The sequence below is a fragment of the Stenotrophomonas maltophilia group sp. msm4 genome (genome assembly GCF_032025605.1).
Taxonomy (GTDB): domain Bacteria; phylum Pseudomonadota; class Gammaproteobacteria; order Xanthomonadales; family Xanthomonadaceae; genus Stenotrophomonas; species Stenotrophomonas sepilia.
In genome coordinates this window covers 162,501-186,701 of sequence record NZ_JAVSKK010000002.1, presented here as the reverse complement: position 1 = coordinate 186,701, position 24,201 = coordinate 162,501, and the positions used below count along the sequence as shown (strand labels likewise).

Below are 24,201 nucleotides of genomic sequence, written 5' to 3'. Positions count from 1 at the left end.
AATCAGTCCGGGGCGCGCAGGCGGGCCAGCAGGCTGACCAGCACGAACAACAGGGCAACGGCCACGCCGTTGTGGGCCACGGCCACTTCCAGTGGCAGCGCCAGCTTCACATTGAGGATGCCGAGGGTGACCTGCAGCACCAGCAGCGCGATCAGCGCGCTGGCCCAGCCGCGCATGCTCGGCAACCGGAACAGGCGCACGCCCAGCCACAGCAGGTAGATGGCCACCACCGCCGCGAACAGGCGGTGCGCCATCTGGATGGCGATACGCGAGGCGCCATCCAGCACGCCGCCTTCGTAGTCCACGCCGATGCCACGCCACAGGGTGAAGCCTTCAACGAAGTTGTGCTGCGGCCACCACTGGTTGGCACAGCGCGGGAAGTTGTCCAGCGATGCACTGCCGCCGCCGCAGGCCAGCGCCGCGTAGTTGGCACTGACCCAGCCGCCCAGTGCGATCTGGGTGACCAGCACCGCCAGGCCGATGCGCAGCAGCCACTTCAGCTTCGGTGCCTCGGCCAGGGTGATCGGCATGTGCGTCGCACGCCAAGCCATCCAGGCCAGCAGCGCGAACATCAGCATGCCGCCCAGCAGATGGCCCATCACCACGATGGGTTTGAGCAGCAGGGTCACCGTCCACATGCCCAGCAGGGCCTGGAAGATCACCACCGCCAGGGTCAGCAGTGCAGCGCGTGCCAGGTCGATGTTGCTCCAGCGCAGCGCGGCGATCAGCAGGATCGCCTCGCCGACCAGAGCCAATGCGCTGGCGGTGCCATGCCAGCCCATCATGTACAGCGGTATGCCAGCGGCCACCAGTACGCAGGCGGTCACCACTGCCGTGGTCCCAAAGCGGCGCTTGCGCGTGGCCAGCAGGGCCAGGGTCAGGATCTCGATGCCCAGCGCGCCGGCCAGGAAGCGGTGCACCTGCTCACGCCAGGCCTTGTGGGTCTCCAGCGGGCGGATCTCCGCCGCCGGGTGGCCGATGGTCTCTTCCACGTGCTGCGGCCAGGTGGCCTGGCCATAGCAGGTCGGCCAGTCCGGGCAGCTCAGGCCGGCATCGGACAGGCGTACGAACGCGCCGAACATGATCGTGCTCGCGGTCATGATCATGGCGAACCACGCCAGGCGGTGGAAATTGCGGTGCAGCGCCGGACGCGCGGAAAGGCTCATCAAACGGGACTCACTTCAGTTTCAGCAACGTGGCCATGTCCTTGCGCAGGCCACCCAGGTCACTGCCGGGGGCATGGCGCATGATCACGAAGCCGTTCGGATCGATCACGTAGACCGGCAGTCCCGCCGGATCATCGACGCCCGGCAACGCCGCGCGCAGGGCTGGCGACGGAGCCAGCGGCCGCAGCGCGGGCAGCGAGGCGATCGACGCCGGTGGCGTACCCAGCCACAGGATCTCGACATTATCGGCGTTATGGCCGAACAGCTGCCACACCTTGCCCAGCCCCTGCGACAAAGTGACGCACTGCGCGTCGCAGGCACCGGCCGGTGCCACCAGCAGGCGCCAGGTGCGGGCCTCGGGGTTCCAAGGATAGGGCTGGCCACTGGCCAGGGTCGGCGCCTGCTGGCGCAGATCGACCGGCGGCTTCAGCAGCTGTCCCGCATTGCGGTGGCCGGTGGGCTGCCAGCCGGAGAAGCGCAATACCGCGGCCAGCGCCATCGCCCCGAAGAACACGGCAAACAGCAGCACCAGGGTCCGGCGGCCGGAGCCGCGCGCCTGCGGGGACGTAGCAGTGTTCATGCGGGGCATTTTCTCATGGTTGGGTAAACGATGCCGGTAGTGCCGGCCGCTGCCCGGCATCCAGGAATCCGGGAATCCGGGGATTGCCGGCCAGCGGCCGGCACTACCGGGCGATGGGCCGTCTCCTGCGCCGCTCCAGCACCAGCGCCACCACCAGCACGGTCAGGGCCAGGCCGAACCACTGCACGGCGTAGCCCAGGTGTCGCTGAGGCGGCAGCGTGTTCGGCAGCAGGTCCAGATCGCGCTCGTCGCCGAAGGGCAGCGCCGGGTCCAGTCGCAGGACCCGCTCGGGCAGCGTTGGCAGGCCCAGCGCTGCGGCGAGGCCCTCGGCCGGCAAGCGGCTGGCCAGCCAGCGCCCGGCCTCACCGGTGGCGGAGAACGCCGGGCCCAGTACCAGCCCCGCCGAAGGCGGTGGCGCCAGCAACCCGCGCACCGCCACCGGCGAAGGCGGCGCCGGTATGTCCGGCAGCGTGCGATCCGGCGGCAGCGCGCGCCAGCCAAGATCGACCAGCAGCACGCTGCCTTCGTCACTGCGGAACGGGCGATAGATCTTTACGCCGGCACGGCCATGCCGGGTCTGGTTGTCCAGCAGCACCACGCCAGGCAGGAAGCGGCCGTGATCGGCCACACCGTGCAACGCGCCGGGGGCTGCCAGGGCCTGCGCCAGCGGCAGCGCCTGAGCCACCGCTGGCCCCTGCGCATCCAACATTGACTGTTTGGCATGCATGCGCTGCAGCTGCCACAGCCCCAATGCAGTGAAACCGGCCATCGCCAGCACGGCCAGCAACCATCCGATCACGCGTGTGTGCTGGCGCATCATGACAAGTCCGCGCAAACGCGGTCAGATAGGCGCACCCACCCTGCCCTCGAGCCGCGCATGAGTGATTCGCTGAAGACCCTGCTGGTAATCGCGTTTCTGATCGTCATCGTCTGGAACCTGGGCGCCGGCCTGTATTACCTGCTGGTCGACCGCGGCCAGACCAAGCGCACGGTCAACGCACTGACACGTCGCATCGCGGTGTCGGTGGCGTTGATCGTACTGGTGATCGTGAGCATCTACATGGGCTGGATCAAGCCGCACGGCGTCGGCGGCTGAGGCCACCGATGCGTGCGTGGTCAAAGCACGTAGACGAACAGGAACAGCATCAGCCACACCACGTCGACGAAGTGCCAGTACCACGCGGCCGCTTCGAAACCGAAATGGTTGTCGCGGGTGAAGTGTCCCTTGGCCGAACGCAGCCACATCACGATCAGCATGATCGTGCCCAGCAGCACGTGCGCGCCGTGGAAGCCGGTCAGCATGAAGAATGTCGAACCGTAGATACCCGAACCGAGCGTCAGGTTCAGTTCCTTGTAGGCGTGGATGTACTCCTCCGCCTGCAGGGTCAGGAAACCGAGGCCGAGCACCACAGTCAGGCCCAGCCAGATCAGCAGCTGGCGGCGGTTGCCGGCCTTCAACGCGTGGTGGGCGATGGTCAGGGTCACGCCGGAGGTGAGCAGGATCAGCGTATTGATCAGCGGCAGGCCCCACGCCGGGATGGTCTGGAAGGCACCACCGATCGCCGCCGGGCCATTGGTCGGCCATCCGGCGGAGTAGCCCTGCCAGAGCAGCTCGTTGGTCATCACCCCGCGGCCTTCGCCGCTCAGCCACGACAGGCCCAGGTTGCGGGTGTAGAACAGCGCGCCGAAGAACGCGCCGAAAAACATCACCTCGGAGAAGATGAACCAGATCATCCCCATCCGGAACGAGCCATCGACCTGGTGGTTGTAGTTGCCGGCCTGCGATTCGCGCACCACGTCGCTGAACCACCAGAACAGGGTCAACACCAGCATCGCGATGCCGATGTAGAACGTCCAGCGCCCCCAGCTGGCGTCGTTGAGCCAGCTGGCCACACCCACCATGGTCACCATCATCGCGATGGAGCCCACGAAGGGCCATTTGCTCTGGGCCGGGACGAAGTACACGTTGGCGTCGGTCGGTGTCTGGGCCATGTCGGTATCCGGGTCAGGGTGCGGCGTGCGCGCCGTCCGAGGTGGCGGCCGGGGCCAGCCGATCGGACAACGCGTCGTTGCGGTAGAAGGTGTAGGACAAGGTGATCGTCTTGATTTCCGGCGGAAGGTCCGGATCGACGATGAAGCGCACCGGCATGTCGCGCTTCTCGCCGGCCTGCAGCGTCTGCGCGGTGAAACAGAAGCACTCGGTCTTGCTGAAGAAGCCCGACGCGCGCGCCGGCGCCACCGAAGGCACCGCGCTGCCAACGACTGCCTGCTGGCTGTCGTTGCGGGCGAAGTAAAGCGCCTCGTTGAGTTTGCCGGGCACCACATCCATGGTCAGCTGCTCGGGATGGAACGACCACGGCAGGCGCGAATTGACGCCGCCATCGAACTCCACCCGCACGGTGCGCTTGCCAGCTGCGGCACCCGTACTGGCTTCACCACCCGGGCCGCGTTCCAGGCGCACGCCGAATACCTTCTCGCAGGCAATGCGGTACAGCGGCACCAGCGAGAAGGTCAGCAGGAACACCGCCACTGCCACGCCGATCAGGCGCGGCAGCCCGGCACTGGGTGACCGCGTGCTGGCCGGTGCCTCGCTCATCGGCCGATCACCCCGCTGAGGATGAAGCCGACGTAGACCACCACCGCGATGGCGCCGACCCACATCGCCGTGCGCCGGGCACGCTGGCGCTGCTGTTCGATGCTTCCGCCCTGGTAGGGCCGACCGCTGGTCGGCTGCTCTTCGTAGTTGTAGAGCCGAGCCATGCTCGGCTGCTTTTCGTCAGCCGGGCATGGCTCGGCTCTGCAGGTCTGCAGTGGGCTCTCGTTATGCATGCCCCACCTCAATGCGTGATGTCGTCATGCGCCAGATCGCCCGGGCGGATGGTCGGCGGCGTGGTGAAGGTGTGCGCCGGTGCCGGCGATGGCAGCGTCCACTCCAGCCCGCGCGCGCCTTCCCAGCTGCGTGCTTCGGCCTTCTCACCATTGCGCAGCGAGGACAGCAGGATCGCGGCCATCATGAACGGCGTGACGAACATGCCGAACGCACCGATCGAGCTGATCAGGTTCCAGTCGGCAAACGCTACGCTGTAGTCCGGAATGCGACGCGGCATGCCGGCCAGGCCGAGGAAGTGCTGCGGGAAGAACAGCAGGTTGACGAACACGATCGACCACCAGAAGTGCACCTTGGCCCACTTCTCGCTGTACATGCGCCCGGTCCACTTCGGCCACCAGTAATACACCGCCGCGATCAGCGCGAACACCGCGCCGGTCACCAGCACGTAGTGGAAATGCGCAACCACGAAGTAGGTGTCGTGGTACTGGAAGTCGGCCGCCACGATCGCCAGCATCAGGCCGGAGAAGCCACCGATGGTGAACAGGATGACGAAGGCCACCGACCACAGCATCGGCGCCTCGAACGTCAGCGAGCCCCGCCACATGGTGCTGACCCAGTTGAACACCTTCACGCCGGTCGGGATCGAGATCAGCATGGTGGCGAACATGAAGTAGATCTCGCCGCCCAGCGGCATGCCCACGGTGAACATGTGGTGGGCCCAGACGATGAACGACAGGAACGCGATCGCGGCGGTGGCGTACACCATCGCCTGGTAGCCGAACAGCGGCTTGCGGCTGAAGGTCGGGATGATCTCGCTGACCACGCCGAAGGCGGGCAGGATCATGATGTAGACCTCGGGATGGCCGAAGAACCAGAAGATGTGCTGGTACATCACCGGGTCACCGCCACCGGCGGCGTTGAAGAAACTGGTGCCGAAGAACTTGTCGGTCAGCAGCATGGTCACCGCACCGGCCAGCACCGGCATCACCGCGATCAGCAGGAAGGCGGTGATCAGCCAGGCCCAGCAGAAGATCGGCATCTTCAGCAGGTCGATGCCCGGCGCGCGCATGTTCAGCACGGTGGCGATGATGTTGATCGCACCCATGATCGAGCTGATGCCGGCCACGTGGATGGCGAACACGCTGAAGGCCACGTTGTAGCCGCCCTGCAGCGACAGCGGCGGATACAGCGTCCAGCCACCGGCCGGTGCACCACCCGGCAGGAACAGCGTCAGCAGCAGCAGGCTGAAGGCCACCGGCGGCAGCAGCCAGAACGACCAGTTGTTCATGCGCGGCAGCGCCATGTCCGGCGCACCGATCTGCAGCGGGATCATCCAGTTGGCCAGGCCGACGAACGCCGGCATCACGCCGCCGAAGATCATCACCAGCGCATGCACGGTGGTCATCTGGTTGAAGAACTCGGGCTTGACGACGAACTGCAGGCCGGCTGCGCCAGCTCGGCGCGGATCACCACGCTCATCGCCGCACCGACGATGAACATGATGAAGCTGAAACCCAGGTACAGCGTGCCGATGTCCTTGTGGTTGGTCGAGAAGAACCAACGCTCGAAGAAGCTCTGGTGGTGATGGTGATCGTCGTCGCCCAACTGCCGAGTGCGCCATTGCAAAACACCTCTCAGAATCGGTTGTCACCGCGGCCGCGAGCGGCCGCGGGCTTTACATCACGCGCCGCTGGCCGCAACCGCAGGTGCGCGGCCGGCTTCGGCAGCAGCAGGTGCCGCCGGTGCTTCGCCCGCAGGGGCAGCCGGTTCTGCAGGTGCCGCAGGGGGCGGGTTCGGCAGCCGCCGGCTTGCGCTGCGCCAGCCACTGTTTGAAGTCCTCCTTGGACACCGCCTCGACCACGATCGGCATGAAGCCGTGGTCCTTGCCGCACAGCTCGGCGCACTGCCCGCGATACACCCCGGGCTGCTCGATGCTGGTCCAGGCTTCGTTGATGAAGCCGGGGATGGCGTCCTGCTTCCAGCCCAGCGCCGGTACCCACCAGGCGTGGATCACGTCGTCGGAGGTGATGACGAAACGCACCTTGGTATCGACCGGCAACACCAGCCGGTTGTCGACGTCCAGCAGGTAGTGCGGATGGCTTTCGCGGGTCGGCACGATGCCACTTTGCCGCACGCGGTCGGACTCGCGGTCCAGGCGGCTGGTGAAGGTGACGTTCTCGCCGAGGTATTCGTACTTCCACATCCACTGGTAGCCGGTGACCTTGACCGTCATCTCGGCATCGCGGGTGTCGTACATCTTGATCAGGTTGGCCGTGGCCGGCCACGCCATCACGATCAGGATGATCACCGGGATCACCGTCCAGATGATCTCGGCCTTGGTGTTATGGCTGAAGGTGGCGGCGACTGCGCCCTTGGATTTGCGGAACTTGAAGATGGCGTAGGCCATCGCCCCGAACACGATGACGCCGATCACCGTGCAGATGATCAACGACAGGTTGTTCGATTCCCAAGCCAGGCGCGAGGTCTGGGTCACCCCCTTGCCCATGTTCAGCTGCCACGGCTTGGGATCGGCCGCCTGGGCCCAGGCCGACGCCGGAATCAGTCCCCCGGTCGCCAGCATCGCGGCGACCGCGTTCACGCACTTCGTCGCCCCACCTGCTGCTTTGCTTCATTGCCTAGACCCTTAGCGTCGTCGGTTGCCGCCATCGCTGGCGGCGAGCAAGCTTTCAAGTGTCTCTGCGAGCGTCTGGCGTTCGGCCGGCGCGAGGAAACTCCCCACCTCCACCTGCCGGCCGCTGGATGCCAGCCGGACCCTCTCATCGTCGGTGAGCAGGCGCACCCAGTGCGGGTGGCCCGAACACCGGCGATCCACCGGGTACGGGGATGACCTCCACGTACGCCGTCACTACCCGGATCTCCTCCTGCCGTTCACCGCTGCGCCACAAGGCACGCAGCGCCGCTGCCAGCACCAGGCTGTACAGCAGCGCGAACAGGGGGGCGAATGCATTGCCGGCCCACCACCCGAGGGCGGACACCAGCCACATCGCACCCGACAACACGGTGAACAACAGGACGAACTGCCGGGCATCGAGCGCCCGTGGGGGACGCAGCCGCAGCTGCGTACCTGACCCATCCGGAGCTGGAAGCACCTCGATCATGTCGCAACCGCGTTCCTGCCGCGGGAAACGTCTCGATGGTAGCCCCGCCCTCTCGCAGGTAGCAAGGGTGCATTCACACATTTTCCGATGCTGCAACACAGCATGAGGTCGGCGGCACGAATGACGAATTCAGCACAAATTTTTCCGGGTTTGCTGAACACGCCGAATCCACCACGGTTAATAGCTATCAGCCCTTCATGAAGGTGTCTGCGGGCGCTTCCGGAACCCGCAAAAATGATTAAAATCGCCAAGTTTTCCACTGGCCGGACCGGCATGAACGCACCTTCCTCCCTCCCTGCCGCCCACGACGCCCCGCGTCCGGGCGCGCTGCTGTCGCCGGAACTGCCGGCGCCCCAACCCGTTCCGCCAGGCCATCACCGATGCCTGGTTGAAGGACGAGGCCAACCACGTCCGCGAGCTGCTGGCGCAGGCGCGCCTGCCCGCCGAGGAACAGGCCAGGGTGCAGGCGCTGGCCGCCGACCTGGTCGGCCGCGTGCGCGTGCGTGCCAAGGACCAGGGCGCGATCGAAGCCTTCATGCGCCAGTACGACCTGGGCAGCGAAGAAGGCGTGCTGCTGATGTGCGTGGCCGAGGCCCTGCTGCGCATTCCGGACCAGGACACTGCCGACAAGCTGATCCGCGACAAGCTGGCCGATGCCGACTGGGAAAAGCACCTGGGTGGCAGCGACTCGGTGCTGGTCAATGCCTCCACCTGGGGCCTGATGCTGACCGGCAAGCTGGTGCAGATGAACGACGCCACGCGCGCCGATGCGCCCAGCGCATTCAAGCGCCTGGTCGGCCGCGTCGGTGAGCCGGTGGTGCGCCTGGCCGTGCGCCAGGCGATGAAGATCATGGGCCACCAGTTCGTCATGGGCCGCACCATCAGCGAAGCGCTGGCGCGCTCGCACAAGGGCGACAACGCCAGCTACCGCTACTCGTTCGACATGCTCGGCGAAGGCGCGCTGACCATGAAGGACGCGCTGCGCTATCTGGAAGACTACCGTCGTGCGATCCACGCCATCGGCGGCGATCACAAGGCCCGCGGTGGCCGTCCGGACGGCGACGTCAACAACGCTCCGGGCATCTCGATCAAGCTGTCGGCGCTGTACCCCCGCTACGAGCACGCCAAGCGCGAGCGCGTGCTGAAGGACCTGGTGCCGGGCGTGCTGGAACTGGCACAGCTGGCCAAGAGCTACGGCATCGGCTGCACCGTCGACGCCGAAGAGTCCGACCGCCTGGAACTGTCGCTGGACATCATCGAGCAGGTGTTCTCCGACGCCTCGCTGGCTGGCTGGGATGGCTTCGGTGTGGTCGTACAGGCCTACCAGAAGCGCACGCCGTACACGATCGACCACCTGGCCGACATGGCACGCCGTGCCGGTCGCCGCCTTCAGGTGCGCCTGGTCAAGGGCGCCTACTGGGATGCCGAGATCAAGCGTGCGCAGATCGAAGGCTACCCGGGCTACCCGGTGTTCACCCGCAAGCAGAACACCGACGTGTCCTACCTGGCCTGCGCCAAGCGGCTGTTCACCCATGCGGACGCGATCTACCCGATGTTCGCCACGCACAACGCGCACACGATCGCGGCCGTGCGCAGCATCGCCAACGGCGGCGTGTACGAGCACCAGAAGCTGCACGGCATGGGCGACGACCTGTACGCCGAAGTGGTGCCGGCCGACCGCTTGAACCTGCCCTGCCGCGTGTACGCCCCGGTCGGTTCGCACGAAGACCTGCTGCCGTACCTGGTGCGCCGCCTGCTGGAAAACGGCGCCAACTCCAGCTTCGTCAACCGCATCACCGACGAGCGCGTGCCGATCGCCGACCTGATCCGCGATCCGGTCGAGATGGTCGCCTCGTTCGAATCGATTCCGCATCCCAAGATCCCGCTGCCGGTTGACCTGCTGCGCAGCCAGAACCACGACAGGAAGAACTCCATGGGCGCCAACCTCGCCAACGACAACGAACTGCGCGCCCTGGCCGAGCAGCTCAACGCCGCCGTGAAGCCGTGGCAGGCCTCGCCGCTGGTACCGGGTGCCAACCCGGCCGGCGCCGCGCTGCCGGTGACCAACCCGGCCGACACCCGCGAGGTGGTCGGCCAGTGGCTGGCCGCCGATGCCGCCACCGTGCAGAAGGCCCTGGCCAACGCCGTGGCTGCGCAGCCGGCCTGGAACCGCACCCCGGCCGCCAGCCGCGCCGCCATCCTCGAGCACGCTGCCGACCAGCTGGAAGCGCGCATGCCGGAGTTCATGGCGCTGTGCGTGAAGGAAGCCGGCAAGAGCCTGCCCGACAGCATCGCCGAAGTGCGCGAAGCCGTGGATTTCCTGCGCTACTACGCCAAGCAGGCGCGCGAGCAGTTCAGCCACGCCGAGAAGCTGCCCAGCCCGACCGGTGAATCCAACGAGCTGCAGCTGCACGGCCGCGGCGTGTTCGTCTGCATCAGCCCGTGGAACTTCCCGCTGGCGATCTTCCTGGGCCAGGTCGCCGCTGCTCTGGCCGCCGGCAACAGCGTCATCGCCAAGCCGGCCGAGCAGACAAACCTGATCGGCTACTACGCGGTGAAGCTGCTGCACGATGCCGGCGTACCGGCCGAGGTGGTGCAGTTCCTGCCGGGCGACGGCGCCACCGTGGGTGCGGCGCTGACCGCCGACCCGCGCGTGGCCGGCGTGGCCTTCACCGGCTCCACCGAGACCGCCCGTGCGATCAACCGTGCGATGGCCGCGCGTGACGCCGCCATCGGCGTGCTGATCGCCGAGACCGGTGGCCAGAACGCCTTCATCGCCGACTCCTCGGCGCTGCCGGAACAGCTGGTCAAGGACGCGATCGGTTCGGCCTTCACCTCCGCCGGCCAGCGTTGCTCGGCCGCGCGCGTGCTGTTCGTGCAGGACGACATCGCCGACAAGGTGATGACCATGCTGGCCGGCGCGATGAAGGAGCTGAAGGTTGGCAACCCGGGCCTGCTGTCTACCGACGTCGGCCCGGTGATCGATGCCGACGCGCTGAAGATCCTGCAGGACCACGCCGAGCGCATGGACCGCGAAGCGCGCCTGATCGCCGCCGCCGAGCTGTCCGCCGAAGCCGCCAATGGCACCTTCTTCGCACCGCGCGCGTATGAACTGAAGGACCTGGGCCAGCTGCAGAAGGAAGTCTTCGGTCCGGTTCTGCACGTGTTCCGCTGGAAGGGCGACCAGCTCGACGCGGTGATCGACCAGATCAACGCCACCGGCTACGGCCTGACCCTGGGCGTGCATTCGCGCATCGACGAGACCGTTGACCGCATCAGCAACGGCGTCCATGTCGGCAACGTGTACGTCAACCGCAACCAGATCGGCGCGGTGGTCGGCGTGCAGCCGTTCGGCGGCCAGGGCCTGTCCGGCACCGGCCCGAAGGCCGGCGGCCCGCACTACCTGCTGCGCTTTGCCACCGAAAAGACGGTGACGGTGAACACCACCGCCGCCGGCGGCAACGCCTCGCTGCTGACCCTGGGCGACTGATCGCCTGCTTGGTGCGGCAAACAAGAAACCCCGCGAATGCGGGGTTTTTTGTGCTTTGCTTCCTGTAGAGCCGAGCCCACGCTCGGCTTTTCCGGCACAGCCGAGCGTGGGCTCGGCGCTACAGAGGCAGGGTCACACTGAACCGGTTGTCCGCCCGCTTCGCCAGCTCACGCTGTACGCGCGCGATGCGCGTCTCCAGATCGCCTTCCAGCAGCACGTATTCGACGCCCCGCGCCTGCAGCTCGCGCACGTACCACGCATGCTGCTGCGCCCGGAATGCTTCGCCCACCCGTGTGCCGTCCTGATCGAACGGAATATCCGGCGCGCACACGAACAGCAGGTCATATGGCCGCAATGCAGCCTGCCGCAGTGCCTCCGGCGCCGTACCAGACATCCAGCCGCTGTAGCCCAGCGTCACCAGCGGCGTGGTATCGCAGAACAGCCAGCGATGCGCCCGCCGCGCGCCCTCGTCTTCATGCTGCGGCTGGGTCATTGCGATGCGAAGCAGATCATCCGGCATCAGGTCGCCGCCCTGCTGCTCCCAGAGCGTGCGGCCATACTCCGGCACCCAGGCGGTCTGCAGGCGCTCGGCCATCACCCGCGCCAGCGTGGTCTTGCCACTGGACTCGCCACCAATGAAGGCCACGCGCTGCACGTATCCGGCGTACACCTCCGGTGCGAGACCATGGCGGTGCGCATGCGGATCGGCGCGCAGCTGGGTGCCACACGCCTGCCCGACGTCCAATGCGCGTTCGAGCCGCTCATGGCGTACCGGCGCACCGAAGTGCGTGGCCAGCGCCTGCGCGAAGCCGTCACCGTAGTCCTCGCCGGTGAATACCGCCTGCACCGGGCCACCAAACAGGTGCTGGCACAGCCAGGCGGTGAACTCGCGCTGCACGTGCTCGCTGTCGCTGTCGTGCGGCAACACGCGTGGCGGCACGCCATGTTCGGCACACAGCGCTGCCAACCGCGCATCATCCAGCACCGCCACCGTTGCCCGGGGGAAGCGCGCACGCAACCAGCGTTCGCGGCGAGCAGCGCTGTAACCGGCAAAACCCGGCTGCGACCAGCCGATCACCAGCAACTGCCGGCAGCGCGTGGCGGCGAAGTCGATCAGGCGTTCGTGGCCGAGGTGCAGCGGGCAGAACTTGCCCACCACCAACCCCCGCGCGACGCGCTCAGGCGGCGGCATCGGCTGCCTTGGCCTCGGTCCGCATCAGATGGCCAATGGCGCAGGGCGACCAGCGCGTTTATCCAGAAACCGATGTAGAGGATCGAGGTCAGATGCAGGCCACGGCTGTAGTACAGCGGCACTGCCACGGTGTTCACCAGCAGCCACACCCACCACGATTCCAGCTTGCGCCGCATCATCAGGATCTGCGCGATCACGCTCAGCACCAGCACCGCCGAATCGATGTAAGGCGCATAGGCGTTGGTCAGTCGGGTCAGCATCCAGCCGTAGCCGAACGTGGCCACCATCGCCAGCGGCGCCAGCCAGGCCCACGCACGCGGCCGCAGCGCAGTGATCGGCAGCGGCGCGCCATGGTCGCCGCGCAGCCACTGCCACCAGCCCAGCACGCTGATGGCGATGAAGAAGAACTGCAGCACCATGTCCGCATACAGGTGCGAGCGCTCGAACACGGCCGCAAACAATGCGCAGCCGACGATGCCCAGCCACCAGGTGTGCACGTTGTTGCGACCAGCCAGCAGGATCGAGCCGGCGACGGCGATATTGGCGGCCAGCTCCAGCTGGAAGTTCGGGTCGGACAGGTTCATCGCACCATTGTCGCGTAGATCCACGTCCTGCGTCGTCGGACCCGTAGATCCATGCCATGCGTGGATACCCTCCGCAAAAAAAGCCCGCTTGCGCGGGGCTCTCCTCGTACTGCTTCAGGCAATCGCCCGAATCAGAACTTGTACTGCATCGACGCCGCCAGCACGTCGCCGCTCACCTTGTACTTGCCGGTCACGGTGTTGGCAGTGGCCGAGGTCGAGGTGATGTTCGGATCCTTGGTGAACAGGTGGGTGTAACCCACGCTGTATTCCATCTTGTCCGAAGCGGCGTAGGTCAGGCCCAGCGACAGCCACTTGCGGGTGGTGTCCGGCACGCGCACGTCACGGTGGGCGTCGGTGGTCGGGGTCTGGTCGTACGCCAGGCCGCCACGCAGGGTCAGCTTGTCGTTCACGCGGAAATCGGTACCGATCGACGCGAAGGTGGTGTCGCGGTAGTGGAACGGCAGCACGCTGTCCGGCTGGTTGGAGTCATAGTCGACGGTGACCTGGTCGAACTTGCTCCACGCCGTGCGCGTGACCTCGGCCATGATCTGCCACTGGTCGTTCACGCGGTGGGTGAAGCCCACGGTGGCGCTGGCCGGCAGGGTGATGGTGGCGCGGCCGTTGCTGTCGATGAAGGTACCCGGGGCGGCAGTGGCCAGGAAGGCGGCAGCGTTCTGCGGGATGGTGAAGTCGGCCTTGCCGTCGGTGATCTTGTGCTCGACCTTCGAGCGGTAGCTGAAGGCGATGTTGGTGCCTTCCACCGGGGTGACCGTCATGCCCAGGGTGTAGCCGACCGACACTTCGTCGCCCTTGATGCGCAGGTAGCCATCGGCGGTGCCCGGCGAGAAGCCGAGCTGGGCGGCCTGGCGTGCAGCGGCCTGCGACGCCGCCGCAGCCTGGGCTGCGGTGCCGCCTGCAGCCAGCACACGCGCCGCAGCGGTGCGCTGGGCCGTGGCGTTGATCGCGGTGCCGGTATCGACAGCGCTGGTCAGGTCGACGTTCAGGCGCTCGGCGAACACCGAAGCACCGAACGACAGGTACGGGTTGACGTCATAGGAGAACGCCACGCCCAGGTCGATGGCCTGCAGCTCGGTCTTGACGCCGTTGTAGCGGCCGACCCAGTCGCGGTCGTATTCGGTCTTGAAACCGAACGGCACGGTCAGCGAAGCACCGAAGTGCATGTTGTCGTTCTCGCCGAACGGCACGTGGAAGTACGCGGCCGGAACCGGGGCGATCATGCCGGCGTCGCCGCCGTTGCCACCGGAAATCGGCGCGCCGTTGCCGTACTGGCCCTGGCCGCGGAACTTGGCGCCGAAGCTGATGGCGCTGACGTCGCCCTGGACCAGGGTGCCGTCGAGCAGGCGCATGGAGGCCGGGTTGGTGGCGATGACCGAGGCGTCACCTTCGGTCGAGGTGGAGCCGGCGAACGCGCGGCCCAGGCCCTTGGCGCTGTTTTCCTTCAGCTGGAAGGCGGCAGCATTGGCATCGGCGGCGGCCAGCGCACCGGCAACGCCGACGGCCAGCAGGGTCAGTCGGGCAATGGTGGAAGCGGTTTGCATCGTAGTTCTCTCTCTCCGGTAAGCGGTGATGGTGCTCTGAGTGCGCCTGCGCCCGCCGGGTCCTGGGACCCATCGGAGCGCGCCGGATTCCCCTCCCGACATACGACGCCGTATGCGAGTATTACCCAGACCTGTTAATGAAACAATAACAGCGCAGGCGGTTTTTTCGTCTCAAAAGCTGAACAGGACCATCCCCACCGAAAGTGGCCGCACGCTAGGCTATTGGCATGTTCGTCTCGCTCCCGTCCCGCAAGAAGGCGGCCCTGCGCTGGGCCGCACGCCCGTGCTGTTCGCGTCATTGTGGCTGGCATTCCTGTGGTCGATCTCGCGTCCGGACGATGCCCGCGGCAGCCTCTGGCTGGACTGGGGCGCCCTGTCCACCGGTCTGACCCACCCGCTGGACTGGTGGGCGACCCTGCAGGACGGCAGCGTGCTGCGCCTGTTCACCGCCCTGTTCCTGCACGCCGACTGGTCACATCTGCTGGGCAACCTGGTGTTCCTGCTGATCTTCGGCCTGCCCGCCGAGCGGGTGCTGGGGCCGTGGCGGCTGCTGCTGCTGTTCCTGGTCGGCGGCGCAGTGTCGAACCTGGTCGCGATCTACACCATGGGCAGCCCGGACCAGATCATCATCGGCGCCAGCGGCGCGGTGTCGGCCCTGATCGGCGCCTATCTGGCCCTGTTCCCGGGCGCGCGGCTGGGCGTGGTGATCCCGCTCGGCCTGTTCCTGGAGTTCGTGCGCGCCCCGGCGTACCTGCTGATCGGCGTCTGGGCGCGCTGCAAGTGGTGTTCGCCCACATCGGCCCAAGCTTCGGCATGGTGGCCTGGTGGGCGCACATCGGCGGCTTCGTGTTCGGCGTCGTGTACGGGGTCTATGTACGCGCCGCGATCGCGCGCCGCCTGCGCAAGCGGCACGGCTTCTGATCCAGGTAGAGCCGGCCGCTGGCCGGCTCCACGCTCACCCGCTCGTTCGTAGACCAGGAATCAAGGCTTGGCCGGCACAGGAGCGGGCTTGGCTTCCGGCGTGCTGTCTGCCTTCGGTTCGACCTTCGCCTCCGGCTTGGCTTCGGGCTTCACCGCAGCGGCCTTCGCGGCCTTGGCGGCATCCGCCTTCGCGGCCTCGGCCTTCAACCGTGCGGCCACCGAACCGGGGTTCTTCAGCTCGGCCAGCGCGTCGTTGATCGGGCCGTCGCCCGGCAGCACCGCACCGGCGTGGTAGCCCTCGGTGCCTTCGTCATCGCCGCGCAGATGGCCCGGCAGTGTCGCTTCGCTGTAATCGCTCAGGCTGGCCGGCAGGGCATCCTCCGCCGGAGTGGCGGCGGGCTTCAACTCAACATCCGGCACGATGCCGGTGGCCTGGATCGACTTGCCGCTGGGCGTGTAGTAGCGCGCGGTGGTCAGCTTCACCGAATCGCCGTTGTCCAGCGGCAGCACGGTCTGCACCGAGCCCTTGCCGAAGGTGCGGCTGCCCACCACGCGTGCGCGCTTGTTGTCGCGCAGCGCGCCAGCCAGCACTTCCGAGGCGCTGGCCGAACCGGCATCGGCCAGTACCACCACCGGTGCGCCCTTCAGCAGGTCGCCCGGGGTCGCGTCGAACCGGGCATCGCTGATGCTGATGCGGCCACGGGTGCTGACGATGTTGCCCTTGTCGAGCAGATCGTCGGCGACCTGCACGGCGGCCGTCAGCAGGCCACCCGGGTTGCTGCGCAGATCCAGCACCAGGCCCTTGAGCTGCCACCGGACTGCTTCTGCAGCTGCTGCACGTGCTTCTGGAAGTCCGAGCCAGTATCGGCCTGGAAGGTGCTCAGGCGGATATAGCCATAGCCCGGCTCGAGCAGGCGGCTGCGCACGCTGGTCACGCGGATGGTCTGGCGGGTCAAGCTGACATCGAACGGCTTCGGCTTGCCGTCACGCACGATGGTCAGCACCACCTTGCTGCCGGCCGGGCCGCGCAGCGGTTCACTCGCATCGATCGCGCTGATCGGCTTGCCGTCGATGGCGATGATCAAATCGCCGGCAAGGATGCCGGCCTTGGCTGCCGGCGTGTCGTCGATCGGCGCGATCACCTTCATGCTGGCGTTGTCCGGCTGCTGCTGCAGCTCCACGCCGATGCCCTCGTAGGCACCGTTGGCCTGCTCGTCGAAGGCCTGCGCGTCTTCCTTGTTGAAGTAGGTGCTGTGCGGATCAAGGTCGAGCAGCAGGCCACGCACGGCTGACTGCATCAGCTTCTTGTCATCGACCGGGTCGACATAGGCGGCGCGCACCGCGTTGTACACGGCCACGAAACGGCGGATTTCCTCCAGCGGCACCTTCGAGGTCACCGCCTCCTCGCTGTTCGCTGCCTGCCCGCTGGTTTCCTGGCTTGGGGCGGGCGCGGTCTGCTGCGCCCAGGACAGCGCTGGCAACAGGGCCAGCAAGAGGGTGGCGGTACGGGCTGCGCGCATGGATCACTCCTGTCGACGGTGGCATGGTGCCCAAGGCACATGCACCGATTATGCGCGAAGCACAGCTAAATTCCCGTTGAATCCGGACCGCATCCGGCGGGCCAGGATTCAGCGCCGCTGCAGCCAGCTGTCCGGGTTGACCGGCTGCCCGCCACGGCGCAGCTCGAAGTACAGCGCGGTGACGCCCTGGCCGCCGGAATTGCCGACCTTGGCCACGGCATCGCCGCGGCTGACCCGCGCGCCAGCATCCTTCAGCAGGGTGTCGTTATGCGCGTAAAGGCTCATGTAGCCGTTGCCGTGGTCGACGATCAGGATCATGCCGTAGCCGGTCATCCAGTCGGAGAACACCACGGTGCCATCGGCCACGGCCGTGACCGTGCTGCTGGCGCGCCGATCAGCACACCGCTGCTGGTGCGCCCATCGGGCAGCTTGCCGCCATAGCGGGCCAGCAGGTTGCCGGACAACGGCCAACCCAGGCCGCCGACCTTCGGCCGGTGCCGACGCCACCGCAGGTGGAACCTTGGTGGGCGGCGGTGGACGGCCCTGCGCGGCGGCCTGGCGTGCGGCGCGCTCGGCAGCGGCTTTCTCGGCGGCGGCCCGGCGTGCAGCGGCGCGCCGCTCGGCTTCGGCCCGCGCGGCAGCGGCACGCAGGTTGGCCAGCAGCGTTTCCAGTGCTTTGGCGTCCTGGCCCAATGCCTGTTCCTTCTCGCGCTGGTCCTTGAAGCGCTCTTCCAGCGAGGCAACGGTCTTTGCGCGATCGCGGCGGTCCGCTTCCAGGGCGGCTGCCTGCTGTTTCTGGTCCTGCTGCGTCCCCTGCAGCTTCTGCTTGCGCTCGGCGATCTGCGCCTGCAGCGCTTCCAGTTCCTTCAGGTCGGCGGTCAGCGTGGTGATCCGCTGCGCACGCTCGCGCTGCAGGTAGCGATGGTAGGCCAGGGCGCGGTTGGCATCGGCCACCGTGTCCTGCGACAGCAGCAGCTTCAGCGGTGCGTGGTTGCCCAGCTGATACGCCGCGCGCAACAGCCCGGCCAGTTCGCGGTGCTGCTGGGCCAGGTTGCCCTGCAGCGTGCTGCGGCGCTGCTCGGCTTCGGCGAGGGCGCGGCCCTGCTCGCGCAGCGCGGCTTCCGTCTGCGCAAGTGCACGACCGGTGCGGGCTACCTTCTCGTCGGCCTCGCGCAGCTGCCGCGACGCCTGCCCGCGCTGGCCCTCGATCTGCCGTCGCTCCTGCGCCACGCCCTTCAGTTCGGTACGCAGTTTCTGCAGCTTGCGCTCGGTCTCGCGGGTGGTCTGCGCACCGCTGGGCAGCGGCAGGGCCAGCGCCAACGCCAGCCCCAGCAGCAGGCAGCGACCGCCGCGGGCAGCGGCGATGTGATGTCGGCGTGATGGGAGCGTTGTCGCGCAAGGGCTTTCCAGTGACTTCAGGCAGTTGCGGGGGCTACCGGGGAATGGTGACATCTCCGCACGCGGCCTGCCAGCCGCACATCCATCGAGGTCGCCATGAAAACTCTTTCCATTCCGCTGCTGTTGGGCGTACTGCTGGCCACCGGGCCGGTCTGTGCGCAGGAGAACATCAGCAAGGTCAACGGCAGCATCAGCGCCGAACCCGGGCAACGCTACGGCAAGCTGGACACCGTCAACGGCGGCATCCGCGTCGGCGAGGGCGTCGAGACCGGCAGCATCGACACCGTCAACGGCGGGGTGAAGGTCGCCGACCGCGCGCGCACCGGCAAGATCGAAACGGTCAACGGTGGTGTGCGCCTGGGTCGTGAAGTGATCGCCAGTGGCGGCGTCAGCACCGTCAACGGCAGCATCTTCACCGATCGCGGCAGCCAGATCGAAGGCGGCGTCGAGACCGTCAACGGCGGCATCGGCCTGGTCGAGAGCCGCGTCGGCAAGGACGTGGAGACCGTCAATGGTGACATCACCGTCGGTATCGGTTCGCAGGTCAGCGGCGGTGTGCATGTGCGCAAGCCGAACTTCAGTGTCTCGCTGACCGCCAGCCGCAAGCCGCGCGTGATCATCGGCCCGAATGCGGTGGTCACCGGCCCCCTGCAGTTCGAACGCGAAGTGGTGCTGTACGTGCATCGCTCCGCTCGCATCGGCCCGGTGACCGGTGCCGAGCCAATCCCGTTCGACACCGATACCGCCCCGGCGGACTGAACCCGCCGGACCTGCCGGTTCGGTAATACTCACTGTTACCGGTCGCGCATCAGGTGCGGCCGCCCTTTGTTCTCCAGGAATCGACGATGCCCCGCAAACTCCTCCTGTGCCTGGCCGCCGCGGCCGCGCTCAGTGCCTGCAAAGGCGAAAACACGCCCGCCGCCGCGCCGGCCACCGACACCGCTGCGGCGAAGCCGGCCGCCCATTCGTTCTCCCCGGAGATCAATGCCGGCGACTTCGCCGAGATGGTCAAGACGCTGGCCTCGGATGAGTTCGAAGGCCGCGCGCCGGGCAGCAAGGGCGAAGAGCTGACGGTCAACTACATCCGCGACCAGATGCAGCGCATCGGCCTGCAGCCCGGCAACGGCGACAGCTGGTTCCAGGATGTGCCGATGACCGAGACCACGGCCGACGAATCGACCGTGCTGAAGATCACCCAGGGCGGCAAGACCACCGAGCTGAAGTTCGGCACCGACATGGTGGTGGGTACCCGCACCGGCCAGGCCGAGGTAAAGGTCGATGCCAGCGACCTGGTGTTCGTCGGCTATGGCGTCGATGCGCCGGAGCAGAAGTGGAACGATTACGCCGGCCAGGACTGGAAAGGCAAGACGGTCGTCATGTTCGTCAACGACCCGGGCTTCCACGTCGAGGACGAGAAGCTGTTCGACGGCAAGCGCATGACCTACTACGGCCGCTGGACCTACAAGTTCGAGGAAGCCGCGCGCAAGGGCGCCGCTGCTGCACTGATCGTGCACGACACCGCCGGCGCCTCCTACGGCTGGGACGTGGTGAAGAACTCCTGGGCGGCCGCAGTACGACCTGCCGGCCAAGGATGACCCGGAAGCGCGCATTCCGGTGCAGGGCTGGCTGAGCGCCGACGCGGCCAAGGCACTGTTCGCCGGTGCCGGCCTGGACCTGGCGCAGGCCTACAAGGACGCCAGCAAGCGCGGTTTCAAGCCGGTGCCGCTGAAGGCCACCGCTGCGGTCGACCTGAAGAGCCAGATCGCACAGAAGCAGTCGCGCAACGTGGTGGGTGTGCTGCCGGGTAGCAAGCGCGCTGACGAGGCGGTGCTGTACATGGCGCACTGGGATCACCTGGGCAAGCATGAGGGCGAGACCGGCGACAACATCTACAACGGCGCCGTCGATAATGCGACCGGCGTCGCCGGTATTCTCGAAGTGGCCGAAGCCATGGCCCACCAGGACCCGAAGCCGGAGCGTTCGGTGGTGTTCCTGGCCGTGACCCTGGAAGAATCCGGCCTGCTGGGTTCGAAGTACTACGTCGCCCACCCGACCTTCCCGCTGGACAAGATCGCCGGCGTGATCAACATCGATGCCATGTCGGTGGCTGGCCGTGCCAAGGACGTGACCGTCACCGGGTTCGGCAGCTCGGAGCTGGAGGACATCCTCAAGCCGTTGGCCGCCGCCCAGGACCGTACGCTGCACGGTGAGACCTCGGTGCAAAGCGGCTTCTACTTCCGCTCGGATCACTTCAACTTCGCCAAGGCCGGTGTGCCAGCCCTGTACGCCGATGGCGGCGAGGACCTGCGCGAGGGTGGCGTGGAAGCGGGCCGCAAGGCCGCGGCGGACTACGGCGCCAACCGCTACCATGGCCCGAAGGACGAGTTCGACGCCGCCACCTGGAAGCTGGATGGCACCGTCGAAGACCTGCAGCTGATGTACGGCGTGGGCAAGGAACTGGCCGGTGGTGATCGTTGGCCGAACTGGTATGCAGGCAACCCGTTCAAGGCGGCCCGCGACGCGATGATGAAGGACAAGGCTTCGGCCAAGTAAAGTCGGGTCATGCTCGACTGAGGACTGTTGAGAGCAGAGCGGCGCCCCCCGGGGCGCCGCTTTTCTTTTGCGTACCGTCGGCGGCAGATCCACGGCTGGTGTGGATCTGCCGGTAGTGCCGGCCGCTGGCCGGCAATCGATTGGTAGCGGCCAACCTTGGTTGGCGCCATGCTTCCTCGTGGACGGCATCCACGCAGGGCGTGGATCTAGCGGGCGATGTAACGCCATCGGGTTGCCGGCCAGCGGCCGGCACTACCCACGTTTCCTGCGCCCAAAGAAAAACCCCGCTGCGTCAGCAGCGGGGTTTTGGGTGTAAACCCTGGCGATGACCTACTCTCGCATGGCTTGAGCCACACTACCATCGGCGCAGCTGCGTTTCACTTCCGAGTTCGGGATGGGATCGGGTGGTTCCACAGCGCTAATTTCACCAGGGAGACGGTTGCAGCAGCGCTTGCAGCGCCAGCTTCGCGATCTTGCCCATGGGCGGAAGGTATCCAGAAAAGCAATGCCTTCACTTAATAAGAAAAACCCCGCTGCGTCAGCAGCGGGGTTTTGGGTATAAACCCTGGCGATGACCTACTCTCGCATGGCTTGAGCCACACTACCATCGGCGCAGCTGCGTTTCACTTCCGAGTTCGGGATGGGATCGGGTGGTTCCACAGCGCTAATTTCACCAGGGAGGCTTTTGGAGCGTCGCACTCGTCCCTGTGGGACAAGGCGCCAGCCTCGCATAGTTCTTGTGACGTAGCGTGCACTTGGATGCTCTTACGACGCTGTCGTAAAGCCAAGGCAACTTGAGGTTATATGGTCAAGCCGCACGGATCATTAGTATCAGTTAGCTCAATACATTGCTGTACTTACACACCTGACCTATCAACCACGTAGTCTACATGGTTCCTTCAGGGGCTTGTCTTGCGGGAGATCTCATCTTGAGGCGCGCTTCCCGCTTAGATGCTTTCAGCGGTTATCGCTTCCGAACATAGCTACCCGGCAATGCCACTGGCGTGACAACCGGAACACCAGAGGTTCGTCCACTCCGGTCCTCTCGTACTAGGAGCAGCCCCTCTCAAATCTCCAACGCCCATGGCAGATAGGGACCGAACTGTCTCACGACGTTCTGAACCCAGCTCGCGTACCACTTTAAATGGCGAACAGCCATACCCTTGGGACCGACTACAGCCCCAGGATGTGATGAGCCGACATCGAGGTGCCAAACACCGCCGTCGATATGAACTCTTGGGCGGTATCAGCCTGTTATCCCCGGAGTACCTTTTATCCGTTGAGCGATGGCCCTTCCATACAGAACCACCGGATCACTAAGTCCTAGTTTCCTACCTGCTTGATCCGTCGATCTTGCAGTCAAGCACGCTTATGCCTTTGCACACAGTGCGCGATGTCCGACCGCGCTGAGCGTACCTTCGAGCTCCTCCGTTACTCTTTAGGAGGAGACCGCCCCAGTCAAACTACCCACCATACACGGTCCCCGACCCAGATAATGAAATTTCCAGGTTAGAACGTCAAGCACGACAGGGTGGTATTTCAAGGATGGCTCCGCCACAGCTAGCGCCATGGTTTCATAGCCTCCCACCTATCCTACACAGACGAACTCAACGTTCAGTGTAAAGCTATAGTAAAGGTTCACGGGGTCTTTCCGTCTTGCCACGGGAACGCTGCATCTTCACAGCGATTTCAATTTCACTGAGTCTCGGGTGGAGACAGCGCCGCTGTCGTTACGCCATTCGTGCAGGTCGGAACTTACCCGACAAGGAATTTCGCTACCTTAGGACCGTTATAGTTACGGCCGCCGTTTACTGGGGCTTCGATCAAGAGCTTCGCCTTGCGGCTGACCCCATCAATTAACCTTCCAGCACCGGGCAGGCGTCACACCCTATACGTCCACTTTCGTGTTTGCAGAGTGCTGTGTTTTTGATAAACAGTCGCAGCGGCCTGGTTACTGCGACCCTCTTCAGCTATAGCTCGCACGAGCCACCAAAAAGGTGCACCTTCTCCCGAAGTTACGGTGCCATGTTGCCTAGTTCCTTCACCCGAGTTCCTCAAGCGCCTGAGAATTCTCATCCTACCCACCTGTGTCGGTTTACGGTACGGTCTGCGTAAGCTGAAGCTTAGGAGCTTTTCCTGGAAGCGTGGTATCAGTGACTTTGCCATAAAGGCTCGTCTCGGTGCTCGGTCTTAGAGGATCCCGGATTTGCCAAAGATCCAAACCTACCGCCTTTCCCCAGGACAACCAACGCCTGGTACACCTAACCTTCTCCGTCCCTCCATCGCACTTACGCGAGGTGCAGGAATATTAACCTGCTTCCCATCGACTACGACTTTCGTCCTCGCCTTAGGGGCCGACTCACCCTGCGCCGATTAACGTTGCGCAAGGAAACCTTGGGCTTTCGGCGTGCGGGTTTTTCACCCGCATTATCGTTACTCATGTCAGCATTCGCACTTCCGATACCTCCAGCAGACTTCTCAATCCACCTTCAACGGCTTACGGAACGCTCCTCTACCGCGCATACGAAGTATGCACCCCAAGCTTCGGTTCTGTGCTTAGCCCCGTTTAATCTTCCCCGCAGACCGACTCGACCAGTGAGCTATTACGCTTTCTTTAAAGGGTGGCTGCTTCTAAGCCAACCTCCTGGCTGTCTGTGCCTTTCCACATGGTTTTCCACTTAGCACAAAATTTGGGACCTTAGCTGTGGGTCTGGGTTGTTTCCCTTTTCACGACGGACGTTAGCACCCGCCGTGTGTCTCCCATACAGTCCGTCTCGGTATTCGGAGTTTGCAATGGTTTGGTAAGTCGCGATGACCCCCTAGCCATAACAGTGCTCTACCCCCGAGAGGATACATATGAGGCGCTACCTAAATAGCTTTCGAGGAGAACCAGCTATCTCCGGGTTCGATTAGCTTTTCACTCCTAATCACACCTCATCCCCTACCTTTGCAACGGGAGTGGGTTCGGGCCTCCAGTGCGTGTTACCGCACCTTCACCCTGGGCATGACTAGATCACCCGGTTTCGGGTCTACTGCCCGCGACTATGCGCCCTTATCAGACTCGGTTTCCCTTCGCCTCCCCTATACGGTTAAGCTTGCCACGAACAGTAAGTCGCTGACCCATTATACAAAAGGTACGCAGTCACTCCTTGCGGAGCTCCTACTGCTTGTACGCACACGGTTTCAGGTTCTATTTCACTCCCCTCCGGGGTTCTTTTCGCCTTTCCCTCACGGTACTGGTTCACTATCGGTCGGTCAGTAGTATTTAGCCTTGGAGGATGGTCCCCCC

Annotated in this window: 10 protein-coding genes, 3 rRNA genes and 9 pseudogenes (1 of these 22 cut by a window edge); 5 read left to right on the top strand and 17 right to left on the bottom strand. The window is 65.5% G+C overall.

The window, feature by feature from the left end:
• Window positions 1-2: 2 nt before the first annotated feature.
• The 3 genes from ROV93_RS09975 to ROV93_RS09965 form a co-directional block, all read right to left on the bottom strand.
• Window positions 3-1,166: a COX15/CtaA family protein gene (locus ROV93_RS09975; protein ID WP_065179434.1), complete on the bottom strand. Its 1,164-nt coding sequence runs from the start codon at window positions 1,164-1,166 to the stop codon at window positions 3-5.
• 10 nt (window positions 1,167-1,176) lie between these two features.
• The gene (locus ROV93_RS09970) at window positions 1,177-1,746 is read right to left on the bottom strand and encodes a hypothetical protein (RefSeq protein ID WP_069140018.1); all 570 of its coding nucleotides are present in this window, start codon (window positions 1,744-1,746) and stop codon (window positions 1,177-1,179) included.
• A gap of 103 nt (window positions 1,747-1,849) precedes the next feature.
• Window positions 1,850-2,566, bottom strand: a complete 717-nt coding sequence (locus ROV93_RS09965) for an SURF1 family protein (protein ID WP_072169022.1) — start codon at window positions 2,564-2,566, stop codon at window positions 1,850-1,852.
• A gap of 57 nt (window positions 2,567-2,623) precedes the next feature.
• On the opposite strand from ROV93_RS09965, the gene ROV93_RS09960 reads away from it, so the two are divergent.
• The gene (locus ROV93_RS09960; RefSeq protein WP_049416782.1) at window positions 2,624-2,842 is read left to right on the top strand and encodes a twin transmembrane helix small protein; all 219 of its coding nucleotides are present in this window, start codon (window positions 2,624-2,626) and stop codon (window positions 2,840-2,842) included.
• Window positions 2,843-2,862: 20 nt separating this feature from the next.
• Here the strand turns inward: ROV93_RS09960 and ROV93_RS09955 are convergent, their stop codons facing one another.
• From ROV93_RS09955 to ROV93_RS09930, 6 genes and pseudogenes are all read right to left on the bottom strand, one after another.
• On the bottom strand, window positions 2,863-3,738 hold the full coding sequence (locus tag ROV93_RS09955) for a cytochrome c oxidase subunit 3 (RefSeq protein WP_005407793.1): 876 nt from the start codon (window positions 3,736-3,738) through the stop codon (window positions 2,863-2,865).
• A 13-nt stretch (window positions 3,739-3,751) separates the two neighbouring features.
• Complete coding sequence (locus ROV93_RS09950; RefSeq protein ID WP_072169021.1) at window positions 3,752-4,342, bottom strand: cytochrome c oxidase assembly protein; 591 nt, start codon at window positions 4,340-4,342, stop codon at window positions 3,752-3,754.
• Entirely contained in the window at window positions 4,339-4,575 is a 237-nt protein-coding gene (locus ROV93_RS09945; RefSeq protein ID WP_072169020.1) for a hypothetical protein, read from the bottom strand. Before ROV93_RS09945 ends, ROV93_RS09950 begins: the two co-directional genes overlap by 4 nt.
• An 8-nt stretch (window positions 4,576-4,583) precedes the next feature.
• Window positions 4,584-6,197 (bottom strand): annotated as a pseudogene (ctaD, locus tag ROV93_RS09940) (cytochrome c oxidase subunit I).
• Between the two features lie 59 nt (window positions 6,198-6,256).
• Window positions 6,257-7,209 (bottom strand): annotated as a pseudogene (gene coxB, locus ROV93_RS09935) (cytochrome c oxidase subunit II).
• 11 nt (window positions 7,210-7,220) lie between these two features.
• Window positions 7,221-7,695: pseudogene (locus ROV93_RS09930) on the bottom strand (DUF2244 domain-containing protein).
• Between the two features lie 273 nt (window positions 7,696-7,968).
• Here ROV93_RS09930 and putA point away from each other — a divergent pair.
• Window positions 7,969-11,185, top strand: a pseudogene (putA, locus tag ROV93_RS09925) (bifunctional proline dehydrogenase/L-glutamate gamma-semialdehyde dehydrogenase PutA).
• 118 nt (window positions 11,186-11,303) lie between these two features.
• Here putA and ROV93_RS09920 read toward each other — a convergent pair.
• From ROV93_RS09920 to ROV93_RS09910, 3 genes and pseudogenes are all read right to left on the bottom strand, one after another.
• Window positions 11,304-12,377 carry an AAA family ATPase gene (locus ROV93_RS09920; RefSeq protein WP_072169015.1) on the bottom strand — a complete coding sequence of 358 codons (1,074 nt, stop codon included), beginning with the start codon at window positions 12,375-12,377 and terminating at the stop codon, window positions 11,304-11,306.
• Window positions 12,364-12,961 (bottom strand): annotated as a pseudogene (gene pnuC, locus ROV93_RS09915) (nicotinamide riboside transporter PnuC). Before pnuC ends, ROV93_RS09920 begins: the two are co-directional and overlap by 14 nt.
• 131 nt (window positions 12,962-13,092) lie before the next feature.
• Window positions 13,093-14,520 carry an outer membrane protein transport protein gene (locus tag ROV93_RS09910; RefSeq protein ID WP_005414995.1) on the bottom strand — a complete coding sequence of 476 codons (1,428 nt, stop codon included), beginning with the start codon at window positions 14,518-14,520 and terminating at the stop codon, window positions 13,093-13,095.
• A gap of 227 nt (window positions 14,521-14,747) precedes the next feature.
• On the opposite strand from ROV93_RS09910, the pseudogene ROV93_RS09905 reads away from it, so the two are divergent.
• Window positions 14,748-15,441 (top strand): annotated as a pseudogene (locus ROV93_RS09905) (rhomboid family intramembrane serine protease).
• Between the two features lie 60 nt (window positions 15,442-15,501).
• On the opposite strand, the pseudogene ROV93_RS09900 reads toward ROV93_RS09905, so the two are convergent.
• Both ROV93_RS09900 and ROV93_RS09895 read right to left on the bottom strand, forming a co-directional pair.
• Window positions 15,502-16,961 (bottom strand): annotated as a pseudogene (locus ROV93_RS09900) (S41 family peptidase).
• Between the two features lie 108 nt (window positions 16,962-17,069).
• Window positions 17,070-18,293, bottom strand: a pseudogene (locus tag ROV93_RS09895) (peptidoglycan DD-metalloendopeptidase family protein).
• A gap of 162 nt (window positions 18,294-18,455) precedes the next feature.
• Between ROV93_RS09895 and ROV93_RS09890 the strand changes: the two are divergent.
• Window positions 18,456-19,118 (top strand): hypothetical protein, encoded by a 663-nt coding sequence (locus tag ROV93_RS09890; RefSeq protein WP_072169012.1) that lies wholly within the window; start codon window positions 18,456-18,458, stop codon window positions 19,116-19,118.
• 86 nt (window positions 19,119-19,204) lie between these two features.
• Window positions 19,205-20,912, top strand: a pseudogene (locus tag ROV93_RS09885) (M28 family metallopeptidase).
• Between the two features lie 317 nt (window positions 20,913-21,229).
• Here ROV93_RS09885 and rrf (ROV93_RS09880) read toward each other — a convergent pair.
• The 3 genes from rrf (ROV93_RS09880) to ROV93_RS09870 form a co-directional block, all read right to left on the bottom strand.
• A 5S ribosomal RNA gene (rrf, locus tag ROV93_RS09880) occupies window positions 21,230-21,344 on the bottom strand.
• Between the two features lie 131 nt (window positions 21,345-21,475).
• Window positions 21,476-21,590, bottom strand: a 5S ribosomal RNA gene (gene rrf, locus ROV93_RS09875).
• 126 nt (window positions 21,591-21,716) lie between these two features.
• Window positions 21,717-24,201, bottom strand: a 23S ribosomal RNA gene (locus ROV93_RS09870) (it continues 390 nt past the right edge of the window).